This is a genomic window from Streptomyces camelliae (assembly GCF_027625935.1).
Classification (GTDB): Bacteria; Actinomycetota; Actinomycetes; order Streptomycetales; family Streptomycetaceae; genus Streptomyces; species Streptomyces camelliae.
Genome location: NZ_CP115300.1, coordinates 7,755,472 through 7,780,142 on the forward strand (window position 1 = coordinate 7,755,472; position 24,671 = coordinate 7,780,142).

27 protein-coding genes are annotated in these 24,671 nt (G+C 72.1%); 12 read left to right on the forward strand and 15 right to left on the reverse strand.

What is annotated here, in order from left to right; all coding sequences use genetic code 11:
• Positions 1 to 514: 514 nt before the first annotated feature.
• From O1G22_RS35555 to O1G22_RS35580, 6 genes are all read right to left on the reverse strand, one after another.
• Positions 515 to 1,528, reverse strand: coding sequence for a hemolysin family protein (locus O1G22_RS35555; RefSeq protein WP_270085049.1), 1,014 nt, complete (start codon positions 1,526 to 1,528; stop codon positions 515 to 517).
• Positions 1,525 to 2,868: a hemolysin family protein gene (locus tag O1G22_RS35560; protein WP_270085050.1), complete on the reverse strand. Its 1,344-nt coding sequence runs from the start codon at positions 2,866 to 2,868 to the stop codon at positions 1,525 to 1,527. Before O1G22_RS35560 ends, O1G22_RS35555 begins: the two co-directional genes overlap by 4 nt.
• A 159-nt stretch (positions 2,869 to 3,027) precedes the next feature.
• Positions 3,028 to 3,453: a GNAT family N-acetyltransferase gene (locus O1G22_RS35565; RefSeq protein WP_270085051.1), complete on the reverse strand. Its 426-nt coding sequence runs from the start codon at positions 3,451 to 3,453 to the stop codon at positions 3,028 to 3,030.
• 45 nt (positions 3,454 to 3,498) lie between these two features.
• Positions 3,499 to 4,386: an LLM class F420-dependent oxidoreductase gene (locus tag O1G22_RS35570; RefSeq protein ID WP_270085052.1), complete on the reverse strand. Its 888-nt coding sequence runs from the start codon at positions 4,384 to 4,386 to the stop codon at positions 3,499 to 3,501.
• A gap of 165 nt (positions 4,387 to 4,551) precedes the next feature.
• Positions 4,552 to 7,119, reverse strand: coding sequence for an ABC transporter permease (locus tag O1G22_RS35575; RefSeq protein WP_270085053.1), 2,568 nt, complete (start codon positions 7,117 to 7,119; stop codon positions 4,552 to 4,554).
• 4 nt (positions 7,120 to 7,123) lie between these two features.
• Entirely contained in the window at positions 7,124 to 7,969 is an 846-nt protein-coding gene (locus O1G22_RS35580; protein WP_270085054.1) for an ABC transporter ATP-binding protein, read from the reverse strand.
• Between the two features lie 118 nt (positions 7,970 to 8,087).
• Between O1G22_RS35580 and O1G22_RS35585 the strand changes: the two genes are divergently transcribed.
• Together O1G22_RS35585 and O1G22_RS35590 are read left to right on the forward strand one after the other, a co-directional pair.
• Positions 8,088 to 8,333, forward strand: coding sequence for a toxin-antitoxin system HicB family antitoxin (locus O1G22_RS35585; RefSeq protein ID WP_270085055.1), 246 nt, complete (start codon positions 8,088 to 8,090; stop codon positions 8,331 to 8,333).
• Positions 8,334 to 8,337: 4 nt separating this feature from the next.
• Complete coding sequence (locus O1G22_RS35590; RefSeq protein ID WP_225098881.1) at positions 8,338 to 8,712, forward strand: fic family toxin-antitoxin system, toxin component; 375 nt, start codon at positions 8,338 to 8,340, stop codon at positions 8,710 to 8,712.
• 25 nt (positions 8,713 to 8,737) lie between these two features.
• On the opposite strand, the gene O1G22_RS35595 is transcribed toward O1G22_RS35590, so the two are convergent.
• From O1G22_RS35595 to bioB, 4 genes are read right to left on the reverse strand one after another with little or no spacing between them, the layout of a single operon-like run.
• Positions 8,738 to 9,430, reverse strand: a complete 693-nt coding sequence (locus O1G22_RS35595; protein WP_270085056.1) for a class I SAM-dependent methyltransferase — start codon at positions 9,428 to 9,430, stop codon at positions 8,738 to 8,740.
• A gap of 58 nt (positions 9,431 to 9,488) precedes the next feature.
• Entirely contained in the window at positions 9,489 to 10,205 is a 717-nt protein-coding gene (bioD, locus tag O1G22_RS35600) for a dethiobiotin synthase (RefSeq protein WP_270085057.1), read from the reverse strand.
• A 1-nt stretch (position 10,206) separates the two neighbouring features.
• Complete coding sequence (locus O1G22_RS35605; RefSeq protein WP_270085058.1) at positions 10,207 to 11,496, reverse strand: adenosylmethionine--8-amino-7-oxononanoate transaminase; 1,290 nt, start codon at positions 11,494 to 11,496, stop codon at positions 10,207 to 10,209.
• Positions 11,489 to 12,706 (reverse strand): biotin synthase BioB, encoded by a 1,218-nt coding sequence (gene bioB / locus O1G22_RS35610; RefSeq protein ID WP_270085059.1) that lies wholly within the window; start codon positions 12,704 to 12,706, stop codon positions 11,489 to 11,491. Before bioB ends, O1G22_RS35605 begins: the two co-directional genes overlap by 8 nt.
• 147 nt (positions 12,707 to 12,853) lie before the next feature.
• Here bioB and O1G22_RS35615 point away from each other — a divergent pair, with 147 nt between their 5' ends.
• Complete coding sequence (locus O1G22_RS35615; RefSeq protein ID WP_270085060.1) at positions 12,854 to 13,981, forward strand: 8-amino-7-oxononanoate synthase; 1,128 nt, start codon at positions 12,854 to 12,856, stop codon at positions 13,979 to 13,981.
• 35 nt (positions 13,982 to 14,016) lie between these two features.
• Here the strand turns inward: O1G22_RS35615 and O1G22_RS35620 are convergent, their stop codons facing one another.
• Both O1G22_RS35620 and O1G22_RS35625 read right to left on the reverse strand, forming a co-directional pair.
• A complete protein-coding gene (locus O1G22_RS35620; RefSeq protein WP_270085061.1) occupies positions 14,017 to 14,238 on the reverse strand; it encodes a DUF397 domain-containing protein in 222 nt (73 codons plus the stop codon).
• Between the two features lie 15 nt (positions 14,239 to 14,253).
• Complete coding sequence (locus tag O1G22_RS35625) at positions 14,254 to 15,114, reverse strand: helix-turn-helix domain-containing protein (protein ID WP_270085062.1); 861 nt, start codon at positions 15,112 to 15,114, stop codon at positions 14,254 to 14,256.
• Positions 15,115 to 15,327: 213 nt separating this feature from the next.
• Between O1G22_RS35625 and O1G22_RS35630 the strand changes: the two genes are divergently transcribed.
• Positions 15,328 to 15,765 carry an ATP-binding protein gene (locus O1G22_RS35630; protein WP_225098889.1) on the forward strand — a complete coding sequence of 146 codons (438 nt, stop codon included), beginning with the start codon at positions 15,328 to 15,330 and terminating at the stop codon, positions 15,763 to 15,765.
• 48 nt (positions 15,766 to 15,813) lie between these two features.
• Here the strand turns inward: O1G22_RS35630 and O1G22_RS35635 are convergent, their stop codons facing one another.
• The 3 genes from O1G22_RS35635 to O1G22_RS35645 form a co-directional block, all read right to left on the reverse strand.
• Positions 15,814 to 16,287, reverse strand: a complete 474-nt coding sequence (locus O1G22_RS35635) for a C40 family peptidase (protein ID WP_270085063.1) — start codon at positions 16,285 to 16,287, stop codon at positions 15,814 to 15,816.
• A 580-nt stretch (positions 16,288 to 16,867) separates the two neighbouring features.
• The gene (locus O1G22_RS35640; protein ID WP_225098891.1) at positions 16,868 to 17,173 is read right to left on the reverse strand and encodes a hypothetical protein; all 306 of its coding nucleotides are present in this window, start codon (positions 17,171 to 17,173) and stop codon (positions 16,868 to 16,870) included.
• Positions 17,174 to 17,180: 7 nt separating this feature from the next.
• Entirely contained in the window at positions 17,181 to 17,825 is a 645-nt protein-coding gene (locus O1G22_RS35645) for an ATP-dependent Clp protease proteolytic subunit (protein ID WP_270085064.1), read from the reverse strand.
• An 88-nt stretch (positions 17,826 to 17,913) separates the two neighbouring features.
• Between O1G22_RS35645 and O1G22_RS35650 the strand changes: the two genes are divergently transcribed.
• From O1G22_RS35650 to O1G22_RS35685, 8 genes are all read left to right on the forward strand, one after another.
• The gene (locus O1G22_RS35650; RefSeq protein WP_225098893.1) at positions 17,914 to 18,201 is read left to right on the forward strand and encodes a type II toxin-antitoxin system Phd/YefM family antitoxin; all 288 of its coding nucleotides are present in this window, start codon (positions 17,914 to 17,916) and stop codon (positions 18,199 to 18,201) included.
• A gap of 234 nt (positions 18,202 to 18,435) precedes the next feature.
• Positions 18,436 to 18,738, forward strand: a complete 303-nt coding sequence (locus O1G22_RS35655; protein WP_225098894.1) for an urease subunit gamma — start codon at positions 18,436 to 18,438, stop codon at positions 18,736 to 18,738.
• Positions 18,739 to 18,749: 11 nt separating this feature from the next.
• Complete coding sequence (locus tag O1G22_RS35660) at positions 18,750 to 19,061, forward strand: urease subunit beta (RefSeq protein ID WP_270085065.1); 312 nt, start codon at positions 18,750 to 18,752, stop codon at positions 19,059 to 19,061.
• A complete protein-coding gene (locus O1G22_RS35665) occupies positions 19,054 to 20,775 on the forward strand; it encodes an urease subunit alpha (protein WP_270085066.1) in 1,722 nt (573 codons plus the stop codon). Before O1G22_RS35660 ends, O1G22_RS35665 begins: the two co-directional genes overlap by 8 nt.
• Positions 20,775 to 21,449: an urease accessory protein UreF gene (locus O1G22_RS35670; RefSeq protein WP_270085067.1), complete on the forward strand. Its 675-nt coding sequence runs from the start codon at positions 20,775 to 20,777 to the stop codon at positions 21,447 to 21,449. Before O1G22_RS35665 ends, O1G22_RS35670 begins: the two co-directional genes overlap by 1 nt.
• A 42-nt stretch (positions 21,450 to 21,491) precedes the next feature.
• Positions 21,492 to 22,169, forward strand: a complete 678-nt coding sequence (gene ureG, locus O1G22_RS35675) for an urease accessory protein UreG (protein WP_270085068.1) — start codon at positions 21,492 to 21,494, stop codon at positions 22,167 to 22,169.
• Entirely contained in the window at positions 22,166 to 22,924 is a 759-nt protein-coding gene (locus O1G22_RS35680) for an urease accessory protein UreD (RefSeq protein ID WP_428986527.1), read from the forward strand. The genes ureG and O1G22_RS35680 overlap by 4 nt, the downstream gene beginning before the upstream one ends.
• A gap of 143 nt (positions 22,925 to 23,067) precedes the next feature.
• Positions 23,068 to 24,666, forward strand: coding sequence for an alpha/beta hydrolase (locus O1G22_RS35685; RefSeq protein ID WP_270085070.1), 1,599 nt, complete (start codon positions 23,068 to 23,070; stop codon positions 24,664 to 24,666).
• The last annotated feature ends 5 nt before the right edge of the window (positions 24,667 to 24,671 follow it).

Here is a 24,671-nt window from a genome sequence, read left to right on the forward strand (position 1 = left end):
GGTGCTGCTCGCCGGGTCCGGTGCTGTGCCCTCCTGCTAGGTCCAGCCATATTGGCCTGCCAGGGCCAGGGTCCTACCTGTCCGCTGGGTCCAGCCATAACCGCCCGCCCGGGTCCACAGCGCTACCTGCCCGCCCGCCGGGTCCAGCCGTAATGGTCTGCCGGGGCCAAGGCCCTACCTGCGCCGGGCCCAGCCATACCCGCCCGCCAGGGCCACAGCTCTACCGTCCGCCGGGACCAGCCTCACCCTCCCCGCCCGGTCCAGCCCTTTCGGCCGGGATCAGCCTTGTCCACTCGCCAGGGGCCGGCGCCGTACGTGACCGCCCGGGCCAGCCGTGTCCTCGCGCCGGGACAGAACCCTGCCCTCGCGCCGGGATCAGCCTTGTCCGCCCGCCAGGGGCCGACGCCGTACGTGACCGCCCGGTCCGGACGTATCCGCCGGCCGCCCGCCGGTTCGGCGCCGAATACGCTCGCCCGGTGCGGACACGGCCCTCGGCGCCGGATGTGCGGGAGGTTCAGGCCGGCTGGCCGAAGAGTTCTCGCAGTACGTCCTCCATGGTCACCAGGCCGGCCAGGCGGCCGTCGTCGCCGAGGACCGCTGCCAGGTGGGTGCGGCTGCCGCGCATCGCTGTGAGGACGTCGTCCAGGGGGGTGCTTTCGCGGACACGGGCGATGGAGCGCATGTCCCGGAGGCGGAACGGGATGTCCCGGGGAGAGGCGTCCAAGGCGTCCTTGACGTGCAGGTAGCCCACGATCCGCCGGCCCACGTCGACCACCGGGAACCGGGAGAAGCCCGACTCGGCCGTCAGCCGCTCCAGCTCCTCCGGGGTGACCCCCACGCGCGCGTAGACGACCTTCTCCAGCGGCACCACGACGTCCCGCACCGGCCGGCTGCCCAGCTCCAGGGCGTCGTGCAGCCGCTCCTGGGCCCGGCCGTCGAGCAGACCGGCCTCGCCGGCGTCCTTGACGATCTCGGCCAGCTCGGCGTCCGTGAAGGTCGCCGCGACCTCGCCCTTCGCCTCCACCCGCAGCAGCTTCAGCAGCCCGTTGGCGAACGCGTTGATCGTGAAGATCACCGGCCGCAGCGCCCGGGACAGCGCCACCAGCGGCGGGCCGAGCAGCAGCGCGCTGCGCACCGGCTCCGCCAGGGAGATGTTCTTCGGGACCATCTCGCCCAGCAGCATGTGCAGATACGTCGCCAGGGTCAGCGCGATCACGAAGGACACCGCGTGGCCCGCGCTCACGGATACCCCGACCGCGTGGAACACCGGCTCCAGCAGATGCGCGATCGCCGGCTCGGCGACCACACCGAGGACCAGCGTGCACAGCGTGATGCCCAGCTGGGCGGCGGCCAGCAGCGCGGAGACGTGCTCCAGACCCCACAGCACGCTCTTCGCCCGCCGGTCGCCCTCCTGGGCCAGCGGCTCGATCTGCGAGCGGCGCACGGAGATCAGCGCGAACTCGGCGCCGACGAAGAAGGCGTTGACGACGAGCGTCGCCAGCCCGATCAGCAGCTGTACGGCGGTCATCGCGCCTCCTTCGGGCTCTCGTGGCTGCGTTCGTCGTCCAGCGGCGCGCGCAGCAGCACCCGGGCCGCCCGGCGGCCGGAGGCGTCCACCACGTCCAGCCGCCAGCCGGCGACCTCGACCGAGTCACCGGTCCGCGGTATCCGGCCCAGCCGGGTGGCGACCAGACCGGCCAGGGTCTCGTACGGTCCCTCGGGCACGCGCAGTCCCACACGCGCGAGCTGGTCGGTGCGGGCGGCGCCGTCGGCCGAGTACAGGGCCCGGCCGTGCTCGTCCGCGCCGGCCGCAGCGAGGTCGGGCGTCTCGTGCGGGTCGTGCTCGTCCCGCACCTCGCCGACGACCTCCTCCACGATGTCCTCCAGCGTGGCCACGCCCGCCGTGCCGCCGTACTCGTCGATGACGACCGCCATCGTGCGCCGGCCGCCGAGCCGGTCCAGCAGCCGGTCCACGGTCAGGGACTCGGGCACGAGCAGCGGCTCGCGCATCACCTGGAAGACCCTGCGGTGGCGCCGCTGGTCGGCGGGGACGGCCAGCACATCCTTGATGTGGGCGGTGCCGACGACCGAGTCCAGGGTGCCCCGGTAGACGGGGAACCGGGACAGACCGGTGGCCCGGGTCGCGTTCGCCACGTCCTCGCAGGTCGCCTGCGCCTCCAGGGCGATGACCTGCACACGCGGGGTCATCACGTTCTCGGCCGTGAGGTCGGCCAGGTTCAGCGTGCGCACGAACAGCTCGGCGGTGTCCGGCTCCAGCGCGCCCTCCTTGGCGGAGTGCCGGGCGAGCGCCGCCAGTTCCTGCGGGCCGCGCGCGGAGGCCAGCTCCTCGGCCGGCTCTATGCCCAGCCGGCGTACGACATGGTTGGCCGTGTTGTTCAGGTGCGTGATGAAGGGCCGGAAGGCCGCGCTGAACCAGCGCTGCGCGTTGCCCACCCGCCTGGCCACGGCCAGGGGTGAGGAGATCGCCCAGTTCTTCGGCACCAGCTCGCCGACGACCATCAGGAACACCGTCGACAGCGCCGTACCGAGCACGAGCGCGACCGAACTCGCCGTACCGCCCGACAGGCCCATCGCGCGGAACGGTCCGGCGAGCAGCTTGGCGATGGACGGCTCGGCGAGCATGCCGACGACCAGGTTCGTCACCGTGATGCCGAGCTGGGCGCCGGACAGCTGGAAGGTCAGGCTCCGTACGGCCTTCAGGGCACCGGCCGCGCCCCGCTCGCCGCGCTCGGCGGCCCGCTCCAGCTCGCCGCGCTCCACCGTGGTCAGCGAGAACTCCGCCGCCACGAAGGCACCGCAGGCGAGTGACAGCAGGATCGCCACGAGGAGGAGCAGCACTTCGGTCATCGGGTCACCCTCGTCCCAGCATCGGACAGGGCAGGACGGAACGCGCGGTGTCGCGGACTGGGAGGCTCGCCCATGGGCGGACGCTCACAACCTTTCATCGAGGATCGAGTGCTGACTGCTCCCTCAATGGTAAAGGATGAGCAAAGCATGCTGTCCGGCTCAGTCGGCGAGCGGCTTCACCCAGCGCCGCCACTGCTCCTGCGTCTCGTATCCGGCCGCACTCCACGCGTGGTGCGCGGTCTCGTTGCGGACCAGCACCATCGCGTCCGCGCGCCGGCCGCCGAGCCGTACGAAGCGCTCCTCGGCGGCGGTCAGCAGCGCCGAGCCGATGCCCTGCCGGCGCCGCTCGGGACGCACCGCGAGCCGGTACAGATGGCAGCGCCAGCCGTCGAAGCCGGCGATCACCGTGCCCACCAGCTCGCCGTTCAGCTCGGCGAGGATGAGCGCCTCGGGGTCACGGGCGACCAGACGCTCCACCCCCTCCCGGTCGTCACTGATGCTGGTGCCCTCGGCGGCCGTCTTCCAGAAGGCGAGCACGGTGTCGAGGTCGTGCGGGAGGGCGGGGCGTATGCGCAGTTCGGTCATGGGAGGCATCGGATCACGCACACCGCGCCCGCACGCCGATTTCCACTATGCGGACTCCGCGCGCAGCCGCTCCATCACCGGCGCGAACGCCTCCATGGACGGCTCCAGGACGGTCAGGTACGAGAACCCGAACCGCTCGCGCTGCGCCCGCAGCCGTGCCACGAGGTCGTCCAGCGGGCCGGCCAGCACGATGGGCAGGGACAGCGCCTGCTCCAGGGACAGCTGCGGCTGCCGTTCCAGCAGGGGCTTCAGCACGGGCTCGGGGTCGTCGGTGACCGCCACCAGCTGCAGGAGCAGGTTCAGCTCCGCCTGCTCGGCCCGGCCCGCCGCCAGGTCCCGGTAGCGGGTCACCCGCTCGTCCAGCTCCTCGGCGGTGAGGGGCTCCAGCTTCCCGGGCGTGGCGGCCGGCCGGGCTCCGGTGAAGGCCGCGATGTCCGCGTGCTCGGCGGTCAGCCGCAGCATCCGGTCGCCGTTGGCGCCGATCAGCAGCGGCACCCGGGACTGGGCGGGCCGGGGCTGGAACTCGGCCGAGCCCAGCAGCCGGGCCACCTCGCCGGCCGTGTGCGCGAGATGGTCCACCCGCTCGCGCGCCGAGCCGTACGGCAGCCCGGCCTCCTCGTGCTCGGCCGGCACGTACCCGGTGCCGAGCCCGAGTTCCAGGCGCCCGCCGGTGAGCGCGTCGGTGGTCGCCGCCTCGCGGGCCAGCAGCGCCGGATTCCAGAAGCCCGCGTTGAGCACGAACGTGCCGAGCCGGGGCCGCTGCGTCGCCTCGGCCGCCGCGACCAGCGCCGGGAACGGCGCGACCATGCCGAGGTGATCCGGGACGAGGAGCACGTCGTACCCCAGCTCCTCGGCCCGACGGCACCTCGCCCGCCACTCGGCGGCGGACGCGGGCGTGAACAGGGTGACCCCGAAGCGGAACGGACGCGACATGAACTCTCCCCGACAGCAGACGACTTGAGCCTCCTCCCGCGATTCCATCACGCCGACGGCCCGCCTGGGCGGAGACGGCCGTCAGCCGTGAGCGATCACCGTCAGTGGGCAGGCGTGACCATCGCCCGGGAGCCACTCGGGGGGCAGGTGCCGCCCGTGGGGCCGTCACTCGTGGGCGATCGCCGCCAGCACGTTCATCCGGGACGCCCGCAGCGCCGGCAGCAGCGCTGCCACCACGCCGACCACCGCCGAACCGAGTACGACCGCGACGATCGTGGTCCAGGGAATGGCCAGTTCCTTCAGGCCGCGCAGGGCCAGTACCCGCTGCATGCACACGCCCCACACCAGGCCCAGCCCCAGGCCGAGGACCGCGCCGAACACCGCGATCACCACCGACTCCAGCCGGATCATCCGCCGCAACTGCCGTCGCCCCAGCCCGATCGCGCGCAGCAGCCCGATCTCCCGGGTGCGCTCCACCACCGACAGAGCGAGGGTGTTGACCACACCGAGCACGGCGATGACGATCGCCAGCGCCAGCAAGGCGTACACCAGATACAGCAGGACGGCGATCTGATCGTGGATCAGTTGCTTGTAGTCGGTCTGGTTGCGCACCTGCACCTGGGGGAAGGGCTTCAGCGCCCGCTCCAGCCGGGGGCGCAGGTCCTGCGGTTTCGTGCCGGCGGCCGCGTCGACGTAGAGCACGGAGTCCTGGCCGCTGGGCACGTACCTCTCGAACGTGCCGAGGCCGAAGTACAGGCCGCCCTGGGAGCCGAAGCCCTCCGCCGTGTCCTGGTCGGTCAGCGCCGCGACGGTCAGCTGCGTGTGCCGGCTGCCGGGGAACTCCACCGGGAGCACGCTGCCCATCCGCACCCCGTGGTCCTTGGCGAAACCGGCGTCCATGGCGAGGTGACCGTCCGCCAGCGCGGCCGCCGAGCCTCCTCGCGCGTACGTGATGTGCACGACGTCGTCGAGCCCCGGCCCGTACCCGACGGCGGACGTCTCGACCCGGTCCCCGTCCGGCAGCCGTACGGCGACCGGGGTGAGCCGCCGGCGCACCACGAGCCCGACGCCGTGCGTGCCGGCGGCGGTGTCCCGCACCTCCTTCGTGAACGGCGTGAAGTTGGCGTTCTGGATGATGAAGTCGGCACCGAGCGTCCGGTCGATCTGCCGGTCGAACGACGCCGACATCGAGGCGCTCGCCACCGACATCCCGCCGACCAGGGCCAGGCCCACCATGAGCGCGGCCGCCGTGGCGCCGGTACGGCGGGGATTGCGCAGGGCGTTGCGCTGGCTCATCCGTCCGACCGGGCCGAACAGCGCGGGGAAGGCCGCACCCAGCACCCGGATCACCGGCCGCACCAGCAGCGGCCCGGCGACCACGGTCGCGATCAGCGTCAGTACCACGCCGACGCCCAGCAGTGAGGCCGCCTGCGCCGTCCTCGTGGCCGCCGCGCACCCGCCCAGCGCCGCCGCCCCGGCCGCCCCCAGCACCGCGCCGACGACCGCCCGCACCGCGAGCGGCTTGCCGACACCGGCGACCTCGGCGTCCACCAGGGCCGCCATCGGCGACACCGCCGCCGCCCGCCGCGCGGGCAGATACGCGGCCACGAAGGTGACGCCCAGACCGACGACGTACGCGGCGACGGGCGTCTCCCAGCCGAGGACCATCTCCGTGGCCTTCAGGTTCATCCCGAACGCGCTCATCAGCCGGATCAGCCCCAGCGCCAGCCCGATCCCGGCACCGAGGCCGAGCGTCGAACCGACCAGCCCGAGCAGCAGCGCCTCGGTCAGCACCGAGCGCCGCACCTGCCGCCGGTCCGCACCGAGCGCCCGCAACAGGCCCAGCTCACGGGTGCGTTGGGCGATCAGCATGGAGAAGGTGTTGACGATGAGGAACACACCGACGAGCAACGCGACCCCGGCGAAACCGAGCATCACGTACTTGATCACGTCCAGGAACGGGCCGAGCGCGGCCGCCGCCGACTTGGCCTGCTCGCCCGCCGTCTTCAGGTCGTAGGTGCCGGTGCCGATCGCCCGGCCGACACGCCGCTTGAGTTCGGCGTCCGGCACGCCCTTCGCCGCGTCCGCCGAGACACTCGTCGCCAGCGCCTGGGAGCCGAGCAGCTCCCGGCCCGCCACCGCCGGGTCCAGGAAGACCAGGGCCGCGCCCGGGTTGGTCGTGGTGAACGTGGCGATCCCGACGACCCGCACCCGGAACGTACCCGGCTGCGCCTGCACCGTCAGCGTGTCGCCGATCCGCACGTGCTTCTTGCCGGCGGTGTCCGCGTCCAGCAGCGCCTCGCCCGCACCCCTCGGTGCGTGGCCGGAGGTCAGCTCCACAGAGCTGTGCCGGGTGACGTACCAGGCGGTGGCGATGGTGGGGGCGCCGGTGGTCGGTCCGACGGACTTGTCGTGGCCGTCGACCACGACGACGTTCTGCACCTTGACGTCCGCACGGGCCGCCGTGACCCCGGGCACCCGCGCCACCCGGTCCCGCAGCGCGGCGGGCACGGTCTGCACGGTGCCGCCGGGCACCCGGGACTTCAGGCCCTGCTTCGGCTGTACGGTCACATCCGCGGCCGTGGAGGCGAAGAGCCGGTCGAAGGTACGGGTGACGGTGTCGGAGAAGATCAGGCTGCCCGCGACGAACGCCACGGACAGGATCACCGCCAGCGCGGACAGGGCGAGCCGCCCCTTGTGCGCGAGGAAACTCCTCAGGGTCGCCTTGAGCACCGGGTCAGTCCTCCTGGGCGGCGGCGCTGTCGTCGTCGAGCCTGTCCCGGGCGACGTCGAAACCGGGGGTCTGGGGGTTCCCCTCAGGGAAAACGCGCATGCGGTCGAGTACGGCCTCCGCCGTCGGCTCTGCCATCTCGTCCACGATCCGCCCGTCCGCGAGGAAGAGCACCAGGTCGGAGTGGGCGGCGGCGCCGGGGTCGTGGGTGACCATGACGACCGACTGCCCGAGTTCGTCCACCGCACCGCGCAGGAAGCCCAGCACCTCCAGGCCGGCCCGCGAGTCCAGGTTGCCGGTCGGCTCGTCGGCGAAGATCAGCTCCGGCCGGGAGACCAGCGCCCGCGCGCACGCGACCCGCTGCTGCTGACCGCCGGAGAGCTGCGCGGGCCGGTGCTTCAGCCGGTCCCGCAGGCCGAGCGTGTCGATCACCTGGTCCAGCCATTCTTTGTCGGGTCCGCGGCCCGCGATGGCCATCGGCAGCGTGATGTTCTCGGCGGCCGTGAGCGTCGGGATGAGGTTGAACGACTGGAACATGAACCCGATCCGGTCCCGCCGCAGCCGGGTCAGCTCCCGTTCCTTCAGCCCGGTGATCTCGGTGTCGCCCAGCCACACCCGGCCGGCCGACACGGTGTCGAGCCCCGCCAGACAGTGCATGAGCGTGGACTTGCCGGAGCCCGAGGGGCCCATCACGGCGGTGAACCGGCCGCGCGCGATGTCCACGTCCACCGAGTCCAGGGCGAGCACGGCCGCCTCGCCGGAGCCGTAGGCCTTGGTCAGCCCCCGGGCGCGGGCCGCGATCCCGCCGTCCGGCATGCGGCCCGACGCGTGCTGCGCAGCAGGTGTGGACAAGACCGCCTCCCGTTCGCCGGAACCGCCCGTCCCGGGCGAGCGTAGGGGACAGGCCGACCGGGCGCACTGATTCCGCGCGCCCTTGCCCTTGCTAGCGTCTCGGCGCTAGCGTCGAAGCATGGCGAAGACCCAGCTGAACGTGCGCGTGGACGAAGGCACCGCCCGCGCGGCCCGCGAACGCGCCCTGGCCCGTGGCATCAGCGTCAACCGCTATATCGAAGAGCTGGTCAGACAGGACACCGGGGAGGCCGGCCGGACGTTCGTGGAGGCCGCCGCCGACTTCATGAAGCAGTACGAGACCGTGTTCGCCGAGGAGTTCACCGAACCCCGAGGCACCGGTACCGGCACCGGGGACGGCCGCTGATCCCTTGAACGAGCTCAGCATCGACCTCGCCTGGCTGCTCATGCTCGCCGAACAGCGCACCCCCGGGGACCCGCAGGTCACCGACTGGGGCGCGCTGATCGCCGCCGTCGCCCGGCACAGGGCCGAGATATTCGGCGTGCCCGTCTACGACGACCCGCATGCCCGCGCCGCGTCCCTGCTCCAGCTGCTGATCCACGTACCGGCGCTGGAACGCTCCAACGCGCTGTTCGCCTCCGCTGTCGCCTACGCCTACCTGGTCGCGAGCGGTGCCAAGGTCGTCACCACGGCGGAACAGGTGCGCGACCTCGCCCGGCTGGTGAAGGACGGCGGCGCCGACGTGGACGACATCGCGCGGGAGCTGCGGCGCTGGAGTATCTGACGAGGGCCGTACGACAGGTGTCCGGTCAGCGGGCCTCCGGCTCCCCCGGCCGCCAGGCGACGCCCAGCACCCCGTACGAGGTCGGCAGCTTCGGGCCCTTCTCCGGCAGCGACAGCTGCCGGTACGGCCCGAGTTCGAACCCGGCCTCGCGCAGCGCGGCGACCGGCTCGCGGGCCACATGACAGCCGCCGAACAGGGCGGGCCACACGGTGCGGTCCAGGGCCTGCTGGGTCAGCGTCATCGCCCGGCCGCCGCCCTGCCCGTGCTCGAAGAACCGGACCTCGCCGCCGGGCCGCAGCACCCGCCGTACCTCGGCCAGCGTCCGCGCCACGTCCCGCACGCTGCACAGCACCAGCGACAGCACGGCCGCGTCGAAGGCTTCGCTCTTGACGGGCAGCGCCTCCGCCGCGCCCGGTACGACGTCGACCGGCACCTCGGCACGCAGCGCGGCCTGCCGGGCCAACTGCCTGAGCAGCGGCTCCGGTTCGAGCGCGACGACCTCGGCGACGGCGGCGGGGTAGTGCGCGAAGTTCAGCCCGTTCCCCGCGCCGATCTCGATCACCCGCCCGGACAGCCCGGCGAGCAGCCGCGTCCGCACCCCGGCCAGACCGAGCCGGGTCTCGGCGTTCACGCTGCAGCGGGCGTAGAACCGGGCGAACAGCGGGTGGTGGACGGGACTCGGGGCCACCTTGGCAGACCCGGCCGACGTCAGTCGCATGGCACCTCCCGGAGGACGTTCTCAGGGGGATTGTCCCCCGGGAAGCACGAGGGCACCCCTACGGCGCTACGCGCACCCGGAACGCCTCCGCGTCCCACACCCCGTCCAGCCGGGGCGCGAGCCAACCCGGCGCGGCAATCCGGAAGTCGTCGGGCGGCACCGCTCCCGCCCCGGCGGGAATCGCCCCCAGCAGCGGAGCCCCCGCCACCTCCGGCAGGTCGGCCACGTTGCAGCGGGCGGCGAGGTCGGGGGAGCCGGGCCAGCTGCCGATGACCACGCCCGCCAACTCCAGCTCCCGGCGCCGCAGTTCGCGGGCCGTCAGCTCCGTGGTGTTCAGGGTGCCGAGCCCGGCCGAGGCCACGACCAGCACGGGTGCGTCCAGCAGCCGGGCCACGTCGGCCAGCGTGCCGCCGGCCGCGTCGAAACGGACGAGCAGCCCGCCCGCGCCCTCGACCAGCACCAGATCGTGCTCGGTGGCCAGCTTGGCCGCCCGGTCGGCCACCTCCCGCGGCCGCACCGGTGCCATCCCGGCCCGCCGGGCCGCCGTACCAGGCGCCAACGGTTCGGGAAAGCGGGCCATTTCGGTCGCCGTGAGCGGACCCGCGAGCCGCGCGACCTCGTCGGCGTCCCCGCGCTCGTCCGGCCGTACGCCCGTCTGCGCGGCCTTCAGCACGGCCACCGAGCGCCCCGCCGCGAGCGCCGCGGCGGCGACGGCGGCGGTGGTGACGGTCTTGCCGACCTCCGTGCCCGTCCCCGTGATCACCAGTACCGGCATCTCAACCCTCCCGCGCCGCGGCGCACACCGCGCGCGCGATCCGTGCCACGTCCTCGTCCGAGGCGACGTACGGCGGCATCGTGTAGACCAGGTCGCGGAAGGGCCGCAGCCACACACCCTCCCGCACCGCGGCGTCCGTCGCGGCCTTCATGTCCACCTCGTGGTCGAGCTGGACGACCCCGATGGCGCCCAGGACACGGACGTCCTTCACCCCCGGCAGTTCCGAGGCCGGCGCCAGTCCTTCCCGCAGACCCGACTCGATCCGCTTGACCTCCGACAGCCAGTCCTGCCCCAGCAGCAGTTCGACCGAGGCGCAGGCGACGGCGGCCGCGAGCGGGTTGCCCATGAACGTCGGGCCGTGCGCGAGCACCGGCACCTCGCCCCGCGAGATGCCGTCGGCGACCCGCGCGGTGCACAGCGTCGCCGCCATCGTCAGATAGCCGCCGGTCAGCGCCTTGCCCACGCACATCACATCCGGGGTGACGGCCGCGTGGTCCGCCGCGAACAGCGCACCGGTCCGGCCGAACCCGGTGGCGATCTCGTCGAACACCAGCAGCACGTCGTGCGCGTCGCACGCCTCGCGCAGCACCCGCAGATAGGCGGGGGAGTGGAAGCGCATCCCGCCCGCGCCCTGCACCACCGGCTCCACGATCACCGCGGCCAGTTCGTCCGCGTGGCGTGCGATCAGCTCACGCAGCCGGTCCGCGTACGACTCCTCGTACTCCACCGGGGGCGCGTCGGCGAACACCTGGCGCGGCAGCACGCCGGACCACAGCTCGTGCATCCCGCCCTCGGGGTCGCACACCGACATCGGCTGCCAGGTGTCGCCGTGGTAGCCGCCGCGCCAGGTCAGCAGGCGCCGCTTGCCCGGGCGGCCGAGCGAACGCCAGTACTGGAGGCACATCTTCGCGGCGACCTCGACCGACACCGAGCCGGAGTCGGCCAGGAAGACATGCTCCAGGCCCTCGGGCGACATGTCGACAAGGAGCTTTGCGAGCCGTACGGCGGGCTCGTGCGTGAGCCCGCCGAACATCACATGGCTCATCCGGCCGAGCTGCCGCCGGGCCGCCTCGTTGAGGACCGGGTGGTTGTAGCCGTGGATCGCCGACCACCAGGACGACATGCCGTCCACCAGCTCGCCCGAGCCGTCCGCGAGCCGCAGCCGGACCCCGCTCGCCGACTCCACGACGAGCGGTTCGACACGCCCGGGCATCGGTCCGTACGGATGCCACACGTGCCGCCGGTCCAGCTCCAGCAGGTCGGGCACGCTCGGGCCGGGCAGGTCAGGCATTGGGCGCGAGGTCCGTTCCGGCACCCCGGCGGCGGACGGCGACGAGGTCGGTGCGGGCCTCGTGCGCGGCGGGCGCCGCGGCCGTGGCCGCCGTACCGCACCCGTCCGCACCCTCGTGCGAGCCGCAGACGGACCCGCATCCGGCACCCTCGTGCGAGCCGCACCCGGCGCTCTCGTGCGCTGCGCAGCCGCCGGTGGCCGCCGTCGCGCGGTGCTCGGGCAGGGTCACCTCGCCGGCGCCCTCCACCTCGAACCCGGCGTCCGCGATCATCTCCAGGTCGGCCTTGCCGGCCTGGCCCTCGGTGGTCAGGTAGTCGCCGAGGAAGATGGAGTTGGCCAGGTGCAGGGCGAGGGGCTGCATCGTGCGCAGATGGACCTCGCGGCCGCCCGCGATGCGCACCTCGACGTCCGGGCACACGAAGCGGACCATCGCCAGGATCCTCAGGCAGCGCTGCGGGGTGAGGTTCCACTCCTTGGCCAGCGGGGTGCCCTCGACCGGGATCAGGAAGTTGACCGGGACCGAGTCGGGGTCCAGCTCGCGCAGCGAGAAGACCACGTCGACCAGGTCCTCGTCGCTCTCGCCCATGCCCGCGATCAGGCCGGAGCAGGCGGACAGACCGGCGGCGTGAGCCTTGTTCACCGTGTCCACCCGGTCGGCGTAGGTGTGGGTGGTGGTGATGTCCGCGTACGTCCCCTCGGACGTGTTGAGGTTGTGGTTGTAGGCGTCCGCGCCCGCCTCGCGCAGCCGCTCGGCCTGGCCGTCGGAGAGCAGCCCGAGGCAGGCGCACACCTCGACGCCCTCGTTCTGATCCTTGATCGCCTTGATGGTGCCGGCGACCCGCTCCACGTCACGGTCGGTCGGACCGCGCCCGGACGCCACCAGACAGACCCGCTTGGCACCGCCGGCCAGCCCGGCCGCCGCGGCCCTGGAGGCCTCGTCGGGCTTGAGCCAGGTGTACTTCAGGATGCCGGTGTCGGAGCCGAGCCGCTGGGAGCAGTAGGAGCAGTCCTCCGGACACAGACCCGACTTCAGGTTCACCAGATAGTTGAGTTTCACCCGGCGCCCGAACCAGTGCCGGCGCACCTTTCCGGCCGCGGCCACCACATCGAGTACGTCGTCGTCGGAGGTGGCCAGTACGGCGAGCGCTTCCTCGCGGGTCGGCAGCTCGCGCCGAAGCCCCTTGTCCACCAGCGTGTTCAGCAGGTCCATGAGGTCCGATCCTGTCCTACGGGACCGTCCCGGGCCAAGGAGAGTTTGCACAACACAGACAGTTCACCGTGTGGGTATTGCCACACCCTGGGCGGCTGGCCGTCCCGCTAGGGTCTGTCCGCTACCTACAAAAGCCCCGGAGGACCCATGGCGTTCGGCTGGATCGACGACCAGGCCGAGGCGCGCCGCCGCGCCGGACTCGTACGGACCCTGCGCCCGCGCCCCGCCGACTCAGCCCTGCTGGATCTGGCGAGCAACGACTACCTGGGCCTCGCCCACCACCCCGAGGTCATCGAGGGCGCGGCCGGGGCGGCGCGGACCTGGGGCGGCGGGTCCACCGGCTCCCGGCTGGTCACCGGCACCACCGAACTGCACACCGAGCTGGAGCGCGAGCTGGCCGCCTTCTGCGGCGTGGAGGCGGCCCTGGTCTTCTCCTCCGGCTACGCGGCCAACCTGGCCGCGGTCACCACGCTCGGCCCGCACGGCTCGCTGATCGTCTCCGACGCGGGCAACCACGCCTCCCTCATCGACGGCTGCCGGCTCGCCCGCGGTGAGCGGCAGGTGGTGGGGCACGCGGACCCGGAGGCGGTGCGCAAGGCGCTGACCACGCACGCGGGCGAGGCGATCGTCGTCTCCGACACGGTGTTCTCCGTGGACGGCGACGCGGCTCCGCTGACCGCGCTGGCCGAGGCGTGCCGGGAGCACGGGGCCGGGCTGGTCGTGGACGACGCGCACGGGCTCGGGGTGCTGGGCGAGGGCGGCCGGGGAGCGCCCTACGCGGCCGGGCTCGCGGGCGCCGCGGACGTGGTGGTCACGGCCACCCTGTCCAAGTCGCTGGGCAGTCAGGGCGGGGTGGTGCTGGGACCGGCGAGGGTGATCGACCATCTGGTCAACGCGGCCCGGACCTTCATCTTCGACACGGGCCTGGCCCCGGCGGCGGCCGGTGCGGCCCTGGCGGCGCTGCGGCTGCTCGTGCGGGAGCCGGAGCGCGCGGCGCGAGCCCGTGAGGTGGCCGCGGAACTGCACGCACGGCTGACCGCCGCGGGTCTGGAGGCGGTGCGTCCGGACGCCGCGGTGGTCTCCGTGCGAGCTCCGTCCCCGGAGCAGGCGGTGCGCTGGGCGGCCGACTGCCGTACGGCAGGGCTGGCCGTGGGCTGCTTCCGTCCTCCTTCCGTGCCCGACGGCATCTCGCGGCTGAGACTGACCGCCCGCGCGGACCTGTCCGGGGCCGAGATCGAACGCGCTGTACGGGTGATCGGCGAAACGCGACCATGAGTCGGCGTGACACGGCCGTGCTTCACCGGCTGCGGTCAGATGGCAGTGAGGAACTCCGCCCAGCTGTCGGCCGAGAAGAGCAGTGCGGGTCCGGCCGGGCTCTTGGAGTCCCGTACGGCGAGCAGTCCGGTCCAGGGACCGGAGCACGGCCGCGCCGTCTCCACACAGTTGTTGGCTCCCGTGCTGTAGCTGCTGCGCAGCCAGCGCACGTCGTGCAGGTCGGTACTGGCAGGGACGTTCCGAGGCAGTGTTGACATGGGGGGTGTGCCTCCTTACGCGCCGTCACCTATCCCGGCGATGTAGTCCAACGATTCCTCGGGGGAAAGGGCGTGGAACTGAAGGGTCGTGAAGGCCTCGGAGTAGGCCATGAGGTCTTCTTTCCGCTCCAGGTAGAGGCTACTCGTCAACTGGTCTAGAACAACCACATCCAGATCAGAAGTGCTCGGAAATGAGAAAATAACAAAAGGTCCGGTGAGGCCCACATGGGCGCCGGCGCCGAACGGCAGTACCTGGAGCCGGACTTGGGGCAGCCGGGCGGCCTCCAGCAGCCGCTCCAGCTGCCGGGCCATCACCTCGGGGCCGCCGACCTCGCGCCGCAACACCGCCTCGTCCAGTACCGCGCACAGCGTCAGCGGCGGGTCCGAGCGCAGCACGTCCTGCCGGGCCAGCCGCACCTCCACCAGCGTGTCCAGGCGCTCCTCGTCCAGATCGGGCACGGCCGCCCGGGTCACCGCGCGGGCGTACTCGGGCGTCTGGAGCAGTCCCGGCACCACCGTGGTCTCCAGAGTGCGCATCGCGCTCGCCTGCGACTCCAGACTGATGAAATCCCGGTACGTGGGCGGCAGCACCCCGCGGTAGGCGTGCCACCAGCGGTGCCGGTCGCCCGCCCCCTCGGAGCCCGCCAGCATCAGCAGCAACTCGCGCAGATGCCCGTCCCGCACCCCGTAGGCGTCCAGCAGCGAGCGCACATCGGCCGGTTTCACCCCGCTGGCACCGGTCTCGATCCGGCTCACCTTCGACTGGTGCCAGCCGACGAGCCGGGCCGCCTCACCGCTCGTGAGCCCAGCACCGGTACGCAGCATGCGCAGTTCGGCGCCCAGTTTGCGGCGCCGCACCGCCGGACCGTTCTGCATGGGCTCCTCCTTACTCCTTCCGGGCCGCCCGAATACGGTCTCGCGTCGTAGAGTTCACCGCTTTGGGCGACAGATATATGCATATCTTGGTGGATCGCTCCCCGTGACCGGTCCGGTGATGGCAGGCTGACGAGGAAGCACCAGTCCGGGACCGTACTCGAACCATCCGCTCCTTGTCGGACTGCGGTCCCGGGGGAAAGGGACGACGTCGCCATGGCAGACCATCTGGAAGCATCCGTCACTCTGCCGAGCGATCCCGCCTCGGTCTCCGCCGCCCGTTCGTACGTCGTGGGGACCCTCGCGGAATGGGGTCTGCCGTCGGACACCGAAGCGGCCGACACCGTGCGGCTCATCGTCTCCGAACTCGCCACCAACGCCGTACAGCACACCTTCGGTCAGTCACCCACCTTCACGGTCGACATCGCGCTGGACCGTGACGAACATCTGCGCATCGGCGTCACGGACAGTCATCCGCGTTTCCCGAAGAGACTGCCCGCCGCAGTCCAGCAGGACAATGGCCGCGGCATGGTCATCATCCGCTGGCTCACCGCCGAATACGGCGGCAAACTCCGTATCCGCCCGACCCGTGAGGGCGGCAAGACGGTCTCCATCGAACTGCCGTGGATGGTTCCCGCGGGGCAGCACCCCTGAGGGACGGAGCGGCCCCTCTGCTGGAGCCGCTCCGCCCCTGACGATGGATCAGCTGACCCGGCCGTACCAGACGCTCTTGGTCCAGATCTTCTGGAGCCGCACCACGTCCCCGGTCTTCGGAGCGTGCCAGATCTTTCCCTGTCCGGCGTAGATGCCGACGTGGTAGACGTTCGAGCCGTAGTGGAAGAACACCAGGTCACCGACCCGGCGGTTGCCGGCCGAGATGTGGCGCGTCTTGTTGTACTGCCCGGCTGCGGTACGTGGCAGGGTCTTGCCCGCCTTCTTGAACGAGTAGAGCGTCAGCCCGGAGCAGTCGAAGCGGCGCGGTCCGGTGGCCCCCCACGCGTACGGGGCACCCTTCTTGGAGGCCGCGACCTGGAGTGCTTTCGCCGCGAGGCTCGCGGCCGAGGCGTCGGTGGCGAGACCCGGGACCACGATCGAGCCGCCGACGGCGGCCAGGGTGAGTGCCGAGGCCGTGCCGGCCCGGGCCATGAGCGACGGGACACGATTGAGCGCAGTCATGCGCAACCCTTCGTCAGCCGCCTGTGAAGGATGACCTGTCGGATTCGGGCTGGCGAAGGTGCCCGGCCGCGTTGCCGCGGCTTCACCCCAAGGGCTGCCCGGAACCTCAGTCCGTCTGCCAGTGACGCACAGACGAACATCCGCTCCGGCGACCCGTCTTGCTTGGGTCCTCCACTCCTGCCGATCCACTCCTGTCGACCGGTCATCCGGGGCGGCGGCAGGATTCGGCGTCCGCCCGGATCGCCCCGCCGCGGTGGCGGGGGCTTGTCGTCAGTCAGGGATCTTGGCTCACCGCTGTCCGAAAATCCCAATGGATCCGGGGATTTGTGGCGTTACTCACCACTCGCCCGTTCGGGTGGACAGTGCTGTGTTCGAGTCACCGTCAGTTCTCGTACGTAGGCCCCGACCTGGGACGAAATGCCTGCGCGTGATCGTCGGCCGGGCGCCCTGCGCAAGTCGGAAGACCGCGGAAATGATCCGGATATACACCGGTCGGCGGTACGTCGTTCGGGCCGTTTGTGTCCCGCGCGAACGGTCACGTGTCGACACCGCTGCCCGTCGGCCCGTTCGGGCGTCCGGATCAGCGGACGCCTTCCGGCGGGAGCGCGACGCGCGCAGTACGGCGTTCACCGTCCAGCACCCGCAACGCCCGTGCCAGCGTGTCCCCGTGCAGCTCCGCCTCGCCCCGCTGATGCATCAACGCGAGGGCGTCCCGCAGCTCTGCGGCCTTGCGCACCAGGGCCTGGGCCGCGCGCAGACCCCGGTAGGTGTCGCCGTCGAGGGCCGGGTTGATCCTGCCCAGCAGGTCGACCGCCTCCAGGTAACGGTCGATCAGATCGCCCTCGGCACGCGTCAGCGCGGGCAGCGGCGGCAGCTCCGGAAGCATCGTCGGCTCACCTCGCGTCCGGTGCGCCGGGCGTGCTCCGCCGGCTGGGCACGATGCCGTCCACCAGACCGTAGGCCAGTGCCGCCGGGGCGTCCAGCACCAAGTCCCGTTCCAGGTCGGCGTGCACCTGCTCCGCCGTGCGCCCGGTGTGCCGGACGAGCATCTCCTCCGCCAGCGCCCGCATTCGGCCCAACTCCTCGGCCTGGATGAAGAGGTCGCTGGGCTGACCCTGCACCGGCGCGGCCAGCTGGGGCTGCGCGATCACCATGCGCGCGCCGGGCAGCGCGAACCGCTTGCCCGGGGTGCCGGCCGCGAGCAGCAGCGCCGCGTAGGAGGCGGCCTGGCCCAGGCAGTAGGTGGCCACGTCGCAGCTGACGTAGCGCAGCGTGTCGTAGAGCGCCGTCATCGCATGGAAGGTGCCGCCGGGGGAGTTGATGTACAGCGTGATGTCCCGCTCGGGGGCCGCGTGTTCGAGGTACATGAGCTGCGCCATCACGTCGTTGGCCGCCGTGTCGTCGAGCGGGGTGCCGAGGAAGACGATCCGGTCCTCGAAGAGCTTGCCGTAGGGATCGAGGGTGCGCGCGCCGCTGCTGGTGCGCTCGGTGAATTCCGGCAGGACATAGCGGGCGTGGGCGGCGAATTGCCGGGACATGGACATACCCCTTCTCGTGGCGCGGCCGACGATGCGGCGCTGCTTCTGTAAAAAATGTACAGGATGTACGTGACGTTAGAATGGGGGTATGGCCTACGAGATTCCGGTGACACAAGCCAGGGCTGAGCTCGCCGACCTGATCAACCGGGTGGTGTACGGCGGTGAGCGCGTCGTCGTGACGCGGCATGGAAAGCCGCTGGTCGCGCTGGTCTCGGCCGCCGATCTGGAGCGGCTGGACGCGCTGGACGAGGCGGCCGGTGCGGCCGAGGAGCAGATCATCAGCTCTGTCTCGGGCGTCCGCGAGGCCGGTTCCGCTCCGCGTGAACAGCGCCGGTTCGGGATCGCCGCCGAGCATCGCGGACCCGGGGTGTCCTGACCCGTGCGGGTGAACCGGTAAGGCCCGTCCCATCGTGCAGTCATCGGTGGATCAAGGTCTGGTTAACGTCGTTGAAACGCCGACGAACTAGCCTGCCGATCCACGCCACCAGGGGTTTTTCTGCCCGGATTCTCCTTGATCTTGGGAAATGTCCGTCTGTTAGACCTGACCCCGTCGTGGTGGCTGCGGCAACCGGACCCCGCACGGTCCGGAGCGAGGACTGTGAGGTGGGACGTGCAACTGACCCCGCACGAGCAAGAGAGGCTGCTCATCCACGTGGCGGCCGACGTCGCCGAGAAGCGCCGGGCCCGCGGGCTGAGGCTCAACCACCCGGAGGCGGTCGCGCTCATCACGTCGCACATCCTCGAAGGCGCGCGTGACGGCCGTACGGTCGCCGAGCTGATGTCCTCCGGCCGCAAGCTGCTCACCCGGGACGACGTCATGGAAGGCGTCCCCGAGATGATCCACGACGTCCAGGTGGAGGCCACCTTCCCGGACGGCACCAAGCTCGTCACCGTCCACGAACCGATCATCTGACGGGGGCTGCCGTGATTCCCGGAGAGATCCTGTTCGCCGAGGGCCCGATCGTCTACAACGAGGGCCGTGAGGTCACCCGGCTGACCGTCCTCAACGCCGCCGACCGGCCCGTCCAGGTCGGCTCCCACTACCACTTCGCCGAGGCCAACCCCGGTCTGGAGTTCGACCGCGCCGCGGCGCGCGGCAAGCGGCTGAGCATCGCCGCCGGCACCGCCGTGCGCTTCGAGCCCGGCATCCCCGTCGACGTCGAACTCGTCCCCCTCACCGGCGCCCGGATCGTGCCGGGGCTGCGCGGGGAGACCGGAGGTGCCCTCGATGCCTGAGCTCTCCCGCGGTGCCTACGCCGACCTGTTCGGCCCGACCACCGGTGACCGTATCCGGCTCGCCGACACCGATCTGCTGATCGAGATCGAGGAGGACCGCTCCGGCGGACCCGGAATCTCCGGCGACGAGGCGGTCTTCGGCGGCGGCAAGGTCATCCGCGAGTCCATGGGCCAGTCCCGCGCCACCCGCGCCGAGGGCACCCCCGACACCGTGCTCACCGGGGTCGTCATCGTCGACCACTGGGGCGTCGTCAAGGCCGATGTCGGCATCCGCGACGGCCGGATCACCGCGATCGGCAAGGCGGGCAACCCCGACACCATGGACGGGGTGCACCCGGACCTGGTCATCGGCCCCGAGACCGAGATCATCGCGGGCAACGGGCGGATCCTCACCGCCGGCGCCATCGACGCCCACGTCCACTTCATCTGCCCGCAGATCGCCGACGAGGCGCTGGCCTCCGGGATCACCACCCTGGTCGGCGGCGGCACCGGCCCGGCCGAGGGCTCCAAGGCGACCACTGTCACGCCCGGACCCTGGCACCTCGCCCGGATGTTCGAGGCGATGGAGGCCTACCCGGTCAACGTCGGGTTCCTCGGCAAGGGCAACACCGTCTCGCACGAGGCGATGCTCTCCCAGATCCGCGGCGGCGCGGCCGGCCTGAAGCTGCACGAGGACTGGGGCTCCACCCCGGCCGTCATCGACGCCGCGCTCACCGTGGCGGACCGCACCGGCATCCAGGTCGCCATCCACACGGACACGCTGAACGAGGCCGGCTTCGTCGGTGACACCCTCGCCGCGATCGCGGGCCGGGGCATCCACTCGTACCACACCGAGGGCGCCGGCGGCGGGCACGCACCGGACATCATGAGCGTGGTCTCGCAGCCCAACGTGCTGCCCAGCTCGACCAACCCGACCCGGCCGTTCACCGTCAACACCGCCGAGGAACACCTCGACATGCTGATGGTCTGCCACCACCTCAACCCCGCCGTCCCGGAGGACCTGGCGTTCGCCGAGTCCCGGATCCGGCCGTCCACCATCGGCGCGGAGGACATCCTCCACGACCTCGGCGCGATCTCGATCATCTCCTCCGACTCCCAGGCGATGGGCCGGGTGGGCGAGGTGATCCTGCGCACCTGGCAGACGGCCCATGTGATGAAGCGCAGGCGTGGGGCGCTTCCGGGTGACGGGCGCGCGGACAACCGCCGGGTACGGCGCTATGTCGCCAAGTACACGATCAACCCGGCGCTCGCCCAGGGCCTCGCCGCCGAGATCGGCTCCGTCGAGACCGGCAAGCTCGCCGACCTCGTGCTGTGGGAACCGGCGTTCTTCGGGGTCAAGCCGCATCTCGTCATCAAGGGCGGGCAGATCGCGTACGCGCAGATGGGCGACGCCAACGCCTCCATCCCCACCCCGCAGCCGATCCTGCCCCGCCCGATGTACGGCGCGATCGGCCGCGCCCCCGCCGCCAACTCGGTCAATTTCGTGGCCCAGTTGGCGATCGAGGACGGCCTCCCGGAGCGGCTGCGGCTCGGCAAGCGCTTCGTGCCGATCGCGTCCACGCGCCAGGTCACCAAGGCCGACATGCGCGAGAACGACGCCCGGCCCGACGTCCGGATCGACCCCGACAGCTTCGCCGTGCACATCGACGGCGAACTGGTCGAGGCGACACCGGCCGCCGAACTGCCCATGGCCCAGCGTTACTTCCTCTTCTGATGAGCAGGGCCGCACTGCTCGTCCTGGCCGACGGCCGCTTCCCCGCCGGAGGGCACGCGCACTCCGGCGGGGCGGAGGCCGCCGTCAAGGCGGGCCGGATCACCTCCGCCGCGAGCCTGGAGGACTTCTGCCGGGGCCGGCTGCACACCGCCGGGCTGGTCGCGGCCGCGCTGGCGGCCGCCGCCGCACTCGGCACCGACCCCAGTGAGCTGGACGCGGCGGCGGACGCCCGCACCCCGTCCCCCGCCCTGCGCGCCGCTGCCCGCCGGCTCGGCCGGCAACTGCTGCGGGCCGCCCGGGCGAGCTGGCCGTCCCCCGAACTCGATGCGTTGGCACGGCAGTTCCCCAAGGGCGCCCACCAGCCGGTCGTGCTCGGACTCGCCGCACGGGCCGCCGGACTCGCCCCGCGGGACGCGGCCCACTGCGCGCTCTACGAGAGCGTCAGCGGACCGGCCACGGCCACGGTACGACTGCTCAGCCTGGACCCGTTCGACGCGACGGGCGTCCTGGCGAGGCTGGCCCCCGAGCTGGACCGGGTCGCCGACCGGGCGGTGGAGGCGGCGAGGAGGGTGACCGAGGAGGGAACCGACGCGCTGCCCGCCGCATCGGCACCGCTGCTGGAGGTGGGGGCGGAATGGCACGCCGGCTGGCCCGTCCGCCTCTTCGCTTCCTGACTTTCCCACCCGTACCAGGCACACGGAACAACGGAGCCGTACATGCACCTCGATCACACCCACTCCGGCCCCGCCGCCGTCAGCGCGGACGCGCACCGGCCCGACGGCTCGCGCCGCGCCCTGCGCATCGGGCTCGGCGGGCCCGTCGGGTCCGGGAAGACCGCGACCGTCGCCGCGCTGTGCCGGGCGCTGCGCGACGAGCTGTCCCTCGCCGTCGTCACCAACGACATCTACACCCGCGAGGACGCCGAGTTCCTGCTCCGTGAGGCCGTGCTGCCGCCCGAGCGGATCACCGCCGTGGAGACCGGCGCCTGCCCGCACACCGCGATCCGCGACGACATCTCCGCCAACCTCGAAGCCGTGGAGGACCTGGAGGACGCGGTCGGACCGCTGGACCTGATCCTCGTCGAGTCCGGCGGCGACAATCTCACCGCGACCTTCTCCAAGGGGCTCGTGGACGCGCAGATCTTCGTGATCGACGTGGCCGGCGGCGACGACATCCCGCGCAAGGGCGGCCCCGGCGTCACCACCGCCGACCTGCTCGTCGTCAACAAGACCGACCTCGCCCCGTACGTCGGCTCCGACCTGACCCGGATGGCCGCCGACGCCAAGGCGCAGCGGGCCGAACTCCCGGTGGTCTTCCAGTCGTTGCGCGCGGAGCGCGGGGCCGCCGACGTCGCCGCCTGGGTGCGGGAGCGGCTCGCCACGTGGACGGCGTGACCGCCACCGGCGTCCGGGCGCACGCGCGGATCGTCGCCCGGCCCGACGGTCGCGGCGGCACCGCGCTGCCCGTGCTGGACGGCGAGGGGCCACTGGCCCTGCGCCGCACCCGGGCCGCCGGCGGCGAGGCCAGGGTGCTGGTCGTCGGCGCGATGAGCGGCCCGCTCGGCGGCGACCGCCTCGCGCTCACGGCGAGCGTCGCGGAGGGCGCCCGGCTGCACGTCGGATCGGCCGCCGCCACCATCGCCCTGCCGGGCCAGACCAAGGCCGAGGCCCGCTACGACGTCCGGCTCGACGTGGCCGACGACGCCGAACTGCGCTGGCTGCCCGAGCAGTTGATCTCGGCCGGCGGCAGCGACCTGTACGTCACCACCCACGCCGAACTCACCGCAGGCGCACGTCTGGTGCTGCGCGAGGAACAGGTGCTGGGCCGCTCCGGCGAAGAACCCGGTCGGCTCACCAGCCGCCTGACGGTACGGATCGCGGGCCGGACGGTGCTGGACCAGGAGCTGGCCTGCGGACCCGGGGCGCCGGGCGGCTGGGACGGTCCGGCCGTGCTTGCGGGGCAGCGCGCGGTGGGGCAACTGGTCGTCGTACGGCCGGAGTTCGCGCAGGAACCGGTCCGGGCGCAGGCCTTGGGGGAGTGTGCCGCGCTGATACCGCTGGCGGGCCCGGCAGCACTGCTCAGCGCGGTGGCCCCGGACGCCCTGCGCCTGCGACGACTCCTGGACGAGGCACTGGCCAGGTTCGACTGACAGTTCGCGGCTCGAACATGATCATCCGGTTATCGGATTGGTAAAGATGACCGACGCCCCCCTGTTCTCAGGCTGCTCACAGCCGAGAGGATCCCTCGAACTGACCACTCGCAGTGATCCTGCATGTAGGGGGAGGGGCCCACTTGAGGGACAACAGACCGAAGAGCCGCCTGCTGGCGCTCGGTTCGGCCGGAGCACTCGTCACCGCCACCCTGATCGCCGGCGCCGTGTCCGCGCCCGCGGCCAGCGCCGCCGGCCGGCCCAGCCAGGACCGGGAGGCCAAGGGCGCCGCGATCGCCGCCGCCCGCGCGGCCGAGGCGGGCATCGACTGGCAGGACTGCCCGGCCGACTGGGGGCTGGAGAAGCCCATCCAGTGCGGCTGGGTCAGTGTGCCCGTCGACTACGCCCACCCGTACGGCAAGCAGATCAAGCTCGCCGTCGACCGCATCGGCAACACGGGGACCAAGGCCGAGCGCCAGGGCGCGCTCGTCTACAACCCGGGCGGCCCCGGCGGCTCGGGTATGCGGTTCCCGCGCCGCGTCACCACCAAGAACCCCTTGTGGGCGAACGTGGCCAAGGCCTACGACTTCGTCGGCTTCGACCCGCGCGGCGTCGGCCACTCCGCGCCCATCTCCTGCGAGGACCCGCAGGAGTTCGTCAAGGCGCCGAAGATGGATCCGGTGCCGGACTCCGAGGCGGACAAGCTGGCCCAGCGCAAGCTGGCCCGCCAGTACGCGGACGGCTGCCTGGAGCGCACCGGCCCTGCGATGCTCCAGCAGATGACCACGCCCAACACCGCCCGCGACCTGGACGTCATCCGCGCGGCCCTGGGTGAGAAGAAGCTCAACTACCTCGGTGTCTCCTACGGCACCTACCTCGGCGCCGTCTACGGCACCCTCTTCCCGGGCCACCTGCGCCGCATGATCGTGGACAGCGTGGTCGACCCGGCCCGCGAGAACATCTGGTACCAGGCCAACCTGAACCAGGACATCGCCTTCGAGGGCCGCTGGAAGGACTGGGAGGACTGGATCGCCGCGAACGACGCCGCCTTCCACCTCGGCACCACCCGCGCCGCCGTCCAGGCCGAGTGGCTCCAGCTGCGCGCCACCGCCAAGAAGAGCCCCATCGGCGGGGTCGTCGGCCCGGCCGAGCTGATCTCCTTCTTCCAGAGCGCCCCGTACTACGACTCCTCGTGGGTGCCGGTCGCGACGGTGTTCAGCAAGTACGTCGCCGGTGACACCAAGGCACTGGTCGACGCGGCCGCCCCCGACCTGTCGAACACCGCGGGCAACATCTCCGCGGAGAACAGCAACGCCGTCTACACGGCCGTCGAGTGCACCGACGCCAAGTGGCCCACCAGCTGGAAGAAGTGGGACCGGGACAACACCCGGCTGAACACGCAGTACCCGTTCATGACCTGGGCCAACGCGTGGATGAACCTGCCGTGTGCCACCTGGCCGGTCAAGCAGCAGAACCCGGTCGACGTCACGACCCACAAGGGGCTGCCGCAGGTGCTGATCGTGCAGTCCACCCGGGACGCCGCCACCCCGTACGAGGGCGCCGTCACGCTGCACCGGCGCTTCGCGGGCTCCCGTCTGATCACCGAGAAGGACGCGGGCTCCCACGGTGTGACCAGCCTGGTCAACCCCTGCATCAACCAGCGTGTCGACGCCTACCTGATCGACGGCAAGCTGGACGGCGCGGACGTGACCTGCGGCCCGCACGCCACGCCCAAGCCGTGACCGGT